The organism is Dactylosporangium salmoneum (assembly GCF_039532525.1).
In the GTDB taxonomy this organism is placed as follows: Bacteria; Actinomycetota; Actinomycetes; order Mycobacteriales; family Micromonosporaceae; genus Dactylosporangium; species Dactylosporangium salmoneum.
This window is the reverse complement of record NZ_BAAARV010000021.1, coordinates 37,610-49,599: the sequence shown is the minus strand read 5'-3', so window position 1 is coordinate 49,599 and position 11,990 is coordinate 37,610. Positions and strand designations below refer to the sequence as shown.

4 protein-coding genes and 1 CRISPR repeat array (1 of these 5 cut by a window edge) are annotated in these 11,990 nt (G+C 64.4%); of the genes, 3 read left to right on the top strand and 1 reads right to left on the bottom strand.

From position 1 onward, the window contains the following. A partial coding sequence (locus tag ABD352_RS12390) for an IS110 family transposase (protein ID WP_344612451.1) occupies positions 1 to 573 on the bottom strand: 573 nt, incomplete at its 3' end. A 298-nt stretch (positions 574 to 871) separates the two neighbouring features. Between ABD352_RS12390 and ABD352_RS12385 the strand changes: the two genes are divergently transcribed. The 3 genes from ABD352_RS12385 to ABD352_RS12375 all read left to right on the top strand — a co-directional run bounded on the left by ABD352_RS12385 (position 872) and on the right by ABD352_RS12375 (position 9,967). Beyond that, a complete protein-coding gene (locus ABD352_RS12385; RefSeq protein ID WP_344612584.1) occupies positions 872 to 1,654 on the top strand; it encodes a transposase family protein in 783 nt (260 codons plus the stop codon). A 324-nt stretch (positions 1,655 to 1,978) separates the two neighbouring features. Then, positions 1,979 to 9,625 carry a ricin-type beta-trefoil lectin domain protein gene (locus ABD352_RS12380; protein WP_344612450.1) on the top strand — a complete coding sequence of 2,549 codons (7,647 nt, stop codon included), beginning with the start codon at positions 1,979 to 1,981 and terminating at the stop codon, positions 9,623 to 9,625. A 9-nt stretch (positions 9,626 to 9,634) separates the two neighbouring features. Further along, complete coding sequence (locus ABD352_RS12375; protein WP_344612449.1) at positions 9,635 to 9,967, top strand: hypothetical protein; 333 nt, start codon at positions 9,635 to 9,637, stop codon at positions 9,965 to 9,967. 770 nt (positions 9,968 to 10,737) lie between these two features. Then, positions 10,738 to 11,990: direct repeats of the CRISPR family, unit length 37 nt; unit sequence GTTGCGATCCTCGCCCGACCCGAAGGCCGGGCGCAGC; it runs 585 nt beyond the window's last position.

Genomic DNA, 11,990 nt, shown 5'->3' with positions numbered 1-11,990 from the left:
GCCGGTGGCGCGGCGGACCTGCTGATCGGTGTTGCGGCCGCGGAACTGGTCACGTAGGTCGTCGTCGGCGGTGAGGATCAGCGACTTGAACAGGTTGACCGTGGCCGTGCGGGTGTCGGTGTAGTGGCGGCGGCAGGCGTGCAGAATCCGCAGAACCTCGCGGTCGCCGTCGGCGCGTGGCGCGGCGGCGTGGTCAGCGGCCAGGACCGCTCGGGCGGCGTGGACCGCGTCCAGAGAGTCGGACTTACCGCCGCGACGCCGGACGGTCGCCGTGGGCTTGGGCGCCTCGAAGACGGTCTCGTCGGCGGTGCGTAGCGCGCGCAGCAGCCCGACTCCGTGCGAGCGTGCACCGTCGAGAGCCCAGGCGCGGCGGCCCGCGCCAAGCCCATTGGTCTGCTCATGGGCCCAGGCCAGCAGGGCGGCGACTCCGTCGGCTGTGGCCATGACGGTGAGCTCGGCAAGGACTGAGCCAACCGGCGAGACCACCGCCGCAGTATGGGTGTCGGTGTGGGTGTCCACGCCGATGATCGCATCGACGCGATCGACGAGTCGTTCCGTCAGGACGGATGGCACGAGGTCTCCTCTACATAGGCGACGTTCGGACGGCGTCGACCCGGGAGACGGTCACCCAGCGGCACATCTGTGATGAGTCACGCGACAAGCGCGGACAGGCTTCTGATCAGGCCAGCATGGTGGGCCGGGCCGGCGCCGGCGACCCATGAGGACAGGTCCGATGAACGGCACACCACAAAGCGGCCAGATCTTGGTTGAGTCACTCGTAGATCACCGGCGCCGGACCCTACCGGCACCAATCCCTCCCGGAACCGGCACCTCTATAGAAGCGTCCGATGCCCCGACCGGGAGCCTCGCCGTGCTGTCTTACCCCGCCACGATCCCGCTGTCCAGCCGAACCCTGAACCACCTCGCCAGCCGCATCCGCCGCCACCGCAACCAGCAACGATCCCGGTGGCGGCGCCTCGACCCCGGACGGCAGGCATTGCTCGCCCTGGCTCACCTACGCAACGGCGACACCTACACCCGACTGGCTGCCGGATTCGACATCGGCGTAGCCACTGCCTGGCGGTATGTCCGCGAGGCCGTAGACCTCCTCGCAACTGCCGCAGAAGACCTCGCCGCAGCCATGCGACGCATCCGGACGCTGGCCTACGCCATCCTGGACGGCACGCTGATCCCGATCGACCGGGTCGCGAACCAGCGGCCGTACTACTCGGGCAAGCACAAGCGTCACGGCGTCAACGTGCAGGTCATCGCCGACCCGGCCGGGCGCCTGATCTGGGCCTCACCGGCCCTGCCCGGCTCGTGCCACGACCTGAGCGCCGCCCGCGCCCACGGCATCATCGGCACGTTGGGCAGCGCTGACGTGATGACGTTCGCGGACAAGGGCTATCAAGGTGCCGGCGGCAGCGTCCGTACACCGTTCAAGCGGCACCGCCGCCGGCCCAAGCTGTCGCGCCGACAGAAGGCGGTAAACACGGCCCACGCTCGGATCCGCGCCTGCGGCGAACGGGCCATCGCCACGCTCAAGGGCTGGAAGGTCCTGACCAAGCTGCGTTGCTGTCCCCGGCGTGCTACGGCAATCGTGCAGGCCATCCTCGTCCTGCATCACGTCGAGACCAGTCGCTACGCAGGATGAAAATGGCTCATTGGTCAGGATGTCGAATTTAAGGGAAACTGCCATGCATTTACCTCCGGTCAGGCGCTTGCCGAAAGCTGCGAACCTGACACCTTTACGTCGGGGCTGATATGGACACTCTTGTCTGTTTTGCGTGACGTGCTAATAGTCGCTTTTTACGTCAACACCCATCGGGGTTCTGGACTACACCAAGACGCTGTACCTCCCATAAGCCGTATTGCGCCCGCTACACACTGTGTCTGGCGGTGGTGATTCAACTCACATTGTCAGGTTGCACATCGCCTGCGGGCTGCCGAAGTTGATCTTCGGCCTTCGGTACGCAAAGTGATCGATGTGCTGCAGATCTATCTCTGCGGGTCGGGAGGCCGTAGCTTGCACTCGCATCGCGGCATCTCACCTGCACGGGGGTATTCGGTGTCTGTTCGCTCACTGCTGCACGCCGGCTGCTCTGGTCGCCTAGCTGTCATCGCGACCGGCGCAGTTGCTTCGTTCGTTGTGTCGATGGCTGTCAACGTGCCGGCGCATGCGGCGCCCAACCCAGCTGACGGCAAGGCCGCCGCAGCACCGGACACGTCAACGCCGGTGTCGGAGATCGCGGTGAAGGCGCCGACGAAGTCGGATTCGGCGGATGCCACGCTGAAGCCGGTGCCGGCCGCAGCGTGGCCGTTGGCCGGTACGGCGGACAGCACCCTCTCTGCGGAGGCGATCGCCCCAGGTGGTCTGCCGGTCGAGGTCTTAATCGATGGGTCTGGGGATAATGCGCCGCGGACCCAGGGCGAAATTCGGGCGGCCGGCGCTGCGGTGCCGATGCGGGTCGCGGTGGCCGACCAAGCGGCAACCCAAGCTGCGGGCGTGCATGGTGTGTTGCTGCAGGTGTCCCGTGCAGACGGCGAGGCGAGCCTCGCCAAGGCGGGACTGTCGATAAACTACTCGAAGTTCGCCACGGCCTATGGCGCGAACTACGGGGCACGGTTGCAGCTGGTGTCGTTGCCTAGTTGCGTGCTCAACACCCCATCGTTGCCCGAGTGTCAGACGCAAACGCCGATCATGTCGACGAATGACCCGGCTACGCAAACGGTGACCGCACAAACCCTGACTGTCGGAGCCGAGCCGATGGTCATGGCGTTGTCGACGCCGAGCAACGGGTCATCGGCGGAAGCGAACTGGACGGCCACGGACCTTTCTCCGGCATACTCATGGGCTTCGGGAACCGGGGGCGGCGCTTTCACCCTGAGTTATCCGATCCAGGCTCCGGCGTCGCTGGGCGGCCCGGCGCCGCAGCTGGCATTGGCGTACTCGTCGGGCAGTGTGGATGCGAAGACGGCGTCGAAGACCGGTCAGTCCTCAGTGGTTGGTGAGGGCTGGGACTTGACCGGCGGTGGCTACGTGGAGCGGGCGTTCCGTATGTGCGCCGATGATGGAAGTACCACGGCGGACGCGTGCTGGTTCAGCGCGGAAGAGGTGACGCTGGTACTCGGCGGTCGATCCGTGAAGCTGATAAAGGACGCCAACGGCTGGCACGCCATCCAGGATGACAAGCTAAAAATCGAGGATCTGACCGACAGCAGCGCGGCGCACAACAGTGCGCAGAACGGCGAGTACTGGAAGGTCACGACGCAGGACGGGACGCAGTACTACTTCGGCAAGATGCACCGGTATGTCGGTGACACGGCGGGCGGGGCGAAGGGTACGGGGTCCGTGCTGAGTGAGCCGGTGATCGGGAACCAGGCGGCTGATCCGTGTCATGGGAACCCGAACTCGTGGTGTTTTCAGACATACCGCTGGAACCTGGACTACGTCGTGGATCCGCGCGGCAACTCGATGACGTACTTCTACGACATCCTGATCGCCAGGTACGGGTTCCTGAACAATCTGCAGGCGCTGGACATTGATCTGTCGTCGCGGTTGAACCGGATCGAGTACGGCACCCGCGCCGGTAGTGAGGCCACTGGCGCGGCGCCGATGCAGGTGGTGTTCGACTACGCCGAGCGGTGCTTCAACAACTGCAGCTGGCCGTCGTCCGGCTACGCCGATACCCCGACGGACCTGTACTGCGACCTCACCGCCACCTCGTGCCCAAACGCCACCGCGCCGGTGCACTTCACCCGGTACCGGCTCGCCGCAATCCGAACGCAGGTGTACACCGGTTCGACGTACCGCAATGTCGATAGGTGGAACCTCGACCAGACGTTCTTGACGTCGGGTGACAGCAACGGCGACGGCCACGACGACACGGCGCCGAACCTGGCGCTGAGCGGTCTCGTGCACACCGGCTTTGCTGCGAACGGGGTGACCGCGCAGACCGAACCGGCGGTGACGTTCGGCTACATCAACAAGGCGAACCGGACCGACTGGAGCGCTGCCGCGGGCACGGCGCCGTTCATCCACTGGCGGCTTAGCCAGATCAACAATGGCGTCGGTGGTCAGACCCTGGTGCACTACCTGGACCCAGACTGCGTCAATGGCGGTCTGAAGATCAACGGTGACAGCAACCCGTTCCGGTGTTTCCCGCAGTACATCAAGCCACCATCGGCGCCGGCCGGGTTCGCGTACTTCAACAAGTATGTGGTCGACTCGGTCACCGAACGGGACCTGACCGGCGGCTCCCCGGACGAGGTTACCTCGTACGCCTACTCCACCGATGGCTCCAGCGATACCGCGCTGTGGGCGCATGACGACGTGGACATGGCCAACATCGCTCAGACGTCGTGGGGGGACTGGCGGGGCTACCCGACGGTGACGACCACCCACGGAACCGTTGCTGGACAGCAGACGGTGACCAAGGTGGTGTACCACCGTGGCCTGACCGGCGATGCGAAGAAGAGCGGCGACGACACCCAGGTCCTGTACGGAGTGCGGCCGGCATTCACCCTCGAGCCGCTGCAGTCAGGGGCAGGGAACCCGGTCGGTCTGGCCGGTGGTGGCACGGCAGGCACGGGTGCGCCCTGTGTGGACATTCTCAACGCGGTCAACGCCGACGGCACAGCGTTGCAGGCGTATCCGTGCAACGGATTGTGGCAGCAGCAGTGGGTCCGGCGCATGGACTCCAGCGGCCGGCCGACGCTGCAGAACCCGGCGTCGACCAAATGCGTCGACATTAAGGGCGGCGGTACGGCCAACGGCACTCAGGTGTGGCTGTACACCTGCAACAACACCGCCGCGCAGGTATGGATGCGCCAGCCGGACGGGCAGTTGAAGAACCCGGCGACAGGCCGGTGTCTGGACGTGTCGGGCAGCCCCACGCAGCCCGGCCACACGATGCAGATCTGGGACTGTGCTGGCTCCTGGCACCAGGTGTATATGCCCACCGCCAAAAACGAGCTGGTCATCACCCAGGCGGTCCGCTGCACGGGCCTGTCCGGGACCGCTGACGGGTCGGGGCTGCAGAGCCAGGTATGCGGCATGCCGGACACCACCGCGAACCAGACCTGGCAGCTGCAGCGCGACGGCAGCATCGTCAACCCCGGCACCGCCAAGTGCATGACCGTGCAGAACAGCGGCACCGCGAACAACACCCCTGTTGTCGTGTCGACGTGCAACCAGTCCGCGTCCCAGCAGTGGACGGCCCAGACCGACGGCACCCTGAGGAACCCCAACTCCGGCCGCTGTCTGGACGCCGAAGGCGACAACGGCCTGTACATCTACGACTGCAGCGCTCGGCTGAGCCAACTATGGCTCGGCCGCAGCCAGGACAACTCAGCCTTCACCAGCCAGACCCGGGTCTCCTACACCCTCGACAACGGCGCCGTCAGCAGCCTGACCTCGCACCGGTACTCCAACTGGGTGACTGCCTCCCGCGCGGCATTTGCCAACCCGGCCGCGACCCTCAACTCCCAGATGGCCCGGGAGACCTTCACCAAGGCCGCCACCTGGATCGCCGCCACCTCGTCCTGGCTCTGGACCGAGACCGATACCACCTACGACACCTACGGCGACCCGACCGACGTCAAAGACTGGGGCGAACTCGGCAACCCTGCCGACGACGCCTGCACGCGCACCGACTACGCCCGCAATACCGCGGCGTACCTTGTCAGCTACCCGGCGCAAGTGGTCACCACTGACTGCGCAGCTACGCCACAAGGAGCGAACTTTCTCAGTGGCTCCCAGTTCCTCTATGACAGCGGCACCAGCGTTGGAGGGTCCCCGACACAAGGCCTAGTTACCCAAAGCAATGCAATGGCCGACGTGACTGGGACGAACATTACGTGGGCGAAGCAAGGACGGACTACGTACGATCAGTACGGCCGTGTTCAGGACACGTTCGACGCTCTTGAGCATAAAACGATGACTCGATACACCCCTTCCGTTGGCGGCCCGACAACTAGCCTTGCTGTAACCAATCCGCTGCAGCAAACACGGACAACGACTATCGAGCCCGGACACGGCGTCGCCACGGCGATCCTCGACCCCAACAATCAGACGACTGCGGCGGAATATGACCCGCTCGGGCGGCTGGCGAAGATTTGGGAGCCCGGCCGCTCCACAAGCCTGACGCCGAACGTCGAATATGCGTACACGCTCGCCAACACGACGCCGAACGTCGTCACGTCAAAGAAGCTTGGCCCCACCGGGAACGTCATCACTACCACCACGCTCTATGACGGCCAGTTGCGAACCCGTCAGAAACAGGAGTCGGCGCCGCAGGCGAAGGGCGGCCGAACTATTACCGACGTTCAATACGATGGTCGAGGCCTGCCGTGGCAGCAAACAACATTCTGGGAGAGCGCCACGGCCCCTGCTGCGTCACTTGCCGGCTTCAGTAACCCCAACGTGAAACAGCAGGCACGTATCGCATACGATGGGTTGGAGCGCCCGATTGCCAGTGGGCTATATGCTGCCGACTCATTAAAGTGGCAGACTACGGTAACCTACGACGGCAACAGTGCCACCCTGTTTCCGCCCTCTGGCGGTACTCCAAAGAGGACTACCTACGACGCTGATGGCAATGCTGTCGAGGACCGGCAGTTCACCTCCGGCTCGCTTACCGGTCCTTCCCAGGCTACGACCTATCAATACGATCGCCTTGGTCGGCTCGTCGAAACGATCGACTCGGACGGTAATCAGTGGACGGCCACGTACGACCGTCTTGGTCGTAGGATCGGTACGACGGATCCTGACAAGGGTGCTACGACTAGCGTCTACGATGCCGCAGACCGCCTGACCGCCACCACTGATGCTCGTGGTATCACGCTCGCCTATTCGTACGACGACCTCGACCGCAAGACGGGGCTTTTCGAAGGAACAACCAGTGGCCAGCAGCGCGCCGCTTGGCAATACGACACCGTTCGCAAAGGCGCGCTGACGCGTGCCACACGATATGTGGGCGGCGTGACCTACGCCATAAGCGTCGACGACTACGACGCCATCGGCCAACCGCTCAGCATATCGACCACCCTGCCCATTGCCGCAGGCATACCGGCAGGCACCTACACCGCCACGGCCACATACAACGTGGACGGTTCGGTGGCGACAACGACCTACCCGGCCGCTGGCGGACTCCCGTCAGAGACTGTCGCGCGTACCTACGACAGCACCGGACGGCTACTGAGCCTCACCGGGCTGGAAACCTACGTCGCAGACACCGCGTACTACGGCTTCGGCGCGATGTATCAGCAAGTCCTGGGCGCGGCGGGCAAGCGCGTTCGACGCACCGCCACTATCGACGAGACGACCGGACGACTGACCGACAGCATCACTGAAACGCAGAATCAGGTGGACCCGAGCGCCTGGGACGAACGGCTTAACGAGAGCTACACCTTCGACGATATCGGCGATATCACGGCCATTACAGAGAGAAGTAATGGCTCGGTCGTTGCTAATGAATGCTTCAAGTATGACGGAATGCAGGAGCTGACCGAGGCGTGGACTGTCGCAACCGCCTCCTGCCCTGCAGCGCCTTCCCAGGGAGTCATCGGAGGCGCGGATCCGTACTGGACCAGCTACCAGTACCGAACGGCCACCGGCAACCGCATCAGTGAAACAAAACACGCTTCCAGCGGAAACACTACCCGGACTTACACCTACCCGACGGCCGGCGCAAATAGCATCCGTCCGCATGCGATTAGCAAGGTTGATAGCACGGGCGCAACAATTAGCAGCGACACATATTCCTATGACAACGCTGGCAACGTCACTACTCGCGCCATCGCCGGCGGACCAAACCAGGCGTTGACGTGGGACGCCGAGGGCCATCTCGATACGGTAACCGACAGCACGGGCACAACGCGTTATACGTACGACGCCGATGGCGAACGCTTGGTGGCCTCGGACAGCCAAGGCACTACCGTTTTCCTTCCTGGATTTGATTTGCGCACGCACGGTAGCACCACCACCGTCACGCGCTACTACGCCGACCTGGCCGTCCGCACCAGCGTCACTGCGCTGAGCTGGATGTCTATCGACCACCACGGCACCGGCACGCTTGCGATCGACTCCGTTAGCCTCGCAGCCACCCGGCGCAGGCTCGACCCTTACGGAAATCCAAGATCTAACGTCGCTGTCGCCTGGCCATCTGACCGTGGCTTCCTCAACGGAACTCAGGACAGTACGGGCCTAACACACCTTGGGGCTCGCGAATACGAACCCACAACAGGCCGCTTCATCTCGGTAGATCCACTGCTGGACGTCACTGACCCGCTCGCTATCGGTGGCTATGGCTACAGCGACAACAACCCGGTAACCAAAAGCGACCCAACCGGACTTTACACAGACTCGATAGCTGGACCCATTGTCAGCATGATCAACGTTGTAAAAGCAATAGCGCGCGCTGCGATTAACACGCTTAAGCGCGTCGCGGCGTCGAAAGGAGGAATCGCAAAGGCGGCGAGCCGCCTGCTGTATAACGCAACTAACATGGCGGCCAAGGCCGCGAAGACCGCGGTGACTGCGACGTCCGACGCCGCTGTGGGCGTTGCCAAAGCCGGCGTCAATCTGCTCAAAAGTGTGGCTGCGGACCCCTTGGGCACCGTCGACCGCCTCCTGGGAGGCGGCACGAATTCTAGCTTCGCGGAGATCAACAGAACTGACTTGGCGGCCGCTGACGCGGCCAAAGCTCGCGCTGAATCCGCGAAATCCGAGGCGCTGGTAGAGCAAGATCGCGGTACAGCTGGCTTGGGTGCGAAGGAAACAACCTCCGACGGCAGTAAACCTCGAACCCAGCCAGTATCGGCAGGCGGTTCTGAGGCTAGTCAAGAGGACGAATGTGAACACAGCTTCGACCCCGACACGGCGATCTTGCTTGCGGATGGTCGCACCCGCGCCATCAAAGATGTCCAAGTAAACGATACGGTGCTCGCCGTCGATCATAATGGCGTGGCCGAGCCGAAGCCCGTCGTCGCCCTGCACGTCAACATCGACGTGGAGATGGCGAATGTGGAGGTTGAAGATTCGGCTGGTCATGCTGCGGTCTTGCAAACTACCGACAATCATCCGTTCTGGAGTGACTCCCGCAATACATGGATCGAGGCGAAAGACCTTCTGCCAAGCGAGCGCCTTCGGTCGACCGGCGGTGATGACCCTGTAAGAGTGAGGTCGGTAGCGCATCACTCCGGTCCACGCGAGATGCGTGACCTGACTGTTGCTGACGACCATACCTACTTCGTCCTAGCAGGTTCGACGCCGGTCCTCGTCCACAACTGCAGCAACCGGAAGCACGATAAGGCGCGAGGAGCCGAAGGGGTCCGAGTCATTACGGAGGACCTGGTACGGTGGGGCATTCAGAGCCGTGATATTTGGAGCGAAGCCTGGAACAATGGGTTCAAGATCGACACTCCAACTGGAGTGCGCGAAGTTGATATCGCACTCCGCCTTGACGATGGCAGCCTGCTGCTGCTCGAGGTGAAGACAGGTAAATCGAACTATACTCGAGACCAGCGAGATAAAGATGAGTGGCTGTTCAATACCTATGGCTTCCGAACCATAGTTGTTCGTTCACCTACTGAATGTCCCATATGTTTTCCGAGATTCCCATAGGAGGCAGGAGTGAGCAGTGATTTCGCTTTCTGGAAGCGAGTGGATGGGGACTACGGCGAGATTTTCGACGCCCTCGCCGAGGGTGATGCATCCGGCCTGCTGTCGAGCGAGGACGTCACCCGATTTCGCGAAGGGCTGATCGCGCAATGGCCGGACATTGTCAACGTTCTTGAACCCTCGTCTACGCGCTATCCGGAATTGACATCAAAATATGTCCTCTTGACACTATCGCAGCGTTTCCTTCAGTATTTGGATGAAATCTTTGATATGGCCGAGCAGAATGGCCTTGTTGGATATAGTGGCGTCGCAGGCGAGCCGTTCATTCCGGAGGTCAACGGCTGATTCGTCCGTCGAGCTGCAGGAGTGGAACCGCCGTCACTGTCGTATCGAGAGCATGATCCACCATGTCTGGGTCGTGCCGTTCGTAGGGACCTCCATCAAGATCGCACCGGTAACGGCGGCCCAGGCGGCCAGGTTGAGCGAGCTCGAGCTGGCCGCCTGGGCGGCGGAGCTGCAAACTGCGTGGGGAGCTCGGGGGTGAGTTCGATGGTGGGTCGCTGGGTTCGGTGTCGTGACGGACTGAGCCGCGGTCTCGGGCGGACCGAACCGGGTCTGGCTGGGGCGGCGGCGTGGCTGGCCGGCACTGGAGCTGCGCTGCCATGGATCTCGCCCCGGCGCAACACCATAACCGCACCGCCGGGCTGCTTATGGTGTGCGCCGCGCCGGAGCCGAGGTCGCCCAGACTTGCCTGGACACCGCCTCCTGTCGCCGATGGGACAGCTGCGGGCCGGGGCCACCGGACAGCATTGATGGCTCGGTCTTTGTTGTTCATGGCGAGCAGCGTTATCACGGCTATGTCAGGGTACGGCGGATGGCCGCCTGAAGTTGCATAGGTAGAGGCCAGCTCTCGAGCTTTGACGATCCTCCATCCTCGCGTACCGGCGCGGCAGGGCGAGGCGTTCGTCGATGAGGAATTCGAGGAGATCCTTGACCGCGTGCCGGAACCGCTTGCTGCGAGCCGACAGACGCCGCTTTGACAAGAACGCCAGGGGCCTGCCGATGGCGGCCAGCATGCAGGCCACCGGCCACGGTTGTCCCTCCCCATGCCACCAGTTGCGATCCTCGCCCGACCCGAAGGCCGGGCGCAGCCGCGACCGGGTCGCCGGCGGCGTGCACCCCAACTCGCTGTTGCGATCCTCGCCCGACCCGAAGGCCGGGCGCAGCGTTCAGCGGCGCGGCTGGAATCGTCCGGGGCGCGATGTTGCGATCCTCGCCCGACCCGAAGGCCGGGCGCAGCTCCCCTCCGGCAAGCACGACGCACAACCGCGGCCGGTGTTGCGATCCTCGCCCGACCCGAAGGCCGGGCGCAGCCGCATCACCGACCTCTGCGTCGAGCTCGCCGCCATCCTGTTGCGATCCTCGCCCGACCCGAAGGCCGGGCGCAGCACGAAGACGGCCCGGAAGGTGCTTGTCGGCCGCGCGGTGTTGCGATCCTCGCCCGACCCGAAGGCCGGGCGCAGCGCGCCGGCGATCCGGCGCTGGCCGCGGTGCGCGCGGTGTTGCGATCCTCGCCCGACCCGAAGGCCGGGCGCAGCGGCAATGGCCGAGGCCGAGGAGCGCGACGTCGCGACGGTGTTGCGATCCTCGCCCGACCCGAAGGCCGGGCGCAGCGGCAATGGCCGAGGCCGAGGAGCGCGACGTCGCGACGGTGTTGCGATTCTCGCCCGACCCGAAGGCCGGGCGCAGCGGCAATGGCCGAGGCCGAGGAGCGCGACGTCGCGACGGTGTTGCGATTCTCGCCCGACCCGAAGGCCGGGCGCAGCGGCGCCGCCGAGACCCTGCTGTCGATCAGCCACCCGTTGCGATCCTCGCCCGACCCGAAGGCCGGGCGCAGCCACGGACCAGGACCGTCTCCTGCTGATCACCATCGCAGAGTTGCGATCCTCGCCCGACCCGAAGGCCGGGCGCAGCTGGGTGACCCCGGCCAGGATGACGACGGAGCCCTCCCGGTTGCGATCCTCGCCCGACCCGAAGGCCGGGCGCAGCTTGGTCCCGGGTCGCGTCCTCCGTGTACGCGGTGGACGCGTTGCGATCCTCGCCCGACCCGAAGGCCGGGCGCAGCCTCGGACGCGACGAGCTGGTTGCCGCCGGCCTCGACCCGTTGCGATCCTCGCCCGACCCGAAGGCCGGGCGCAGCTCGGGTCCGAGCGGCGAGTACTCGAGTGGCAGCGTGCCGTTGCGATCCTCGTCCGACCCGAAGGCCGGGCGCAGCGTCCGAAGCCGCGATGTCCGCCCCGGTGTCCGAGGCTGACGTTGCGATCCTCGCCCGACCCGAAGGCCGGGCGCAGCCCTCGGTCAGTATCAC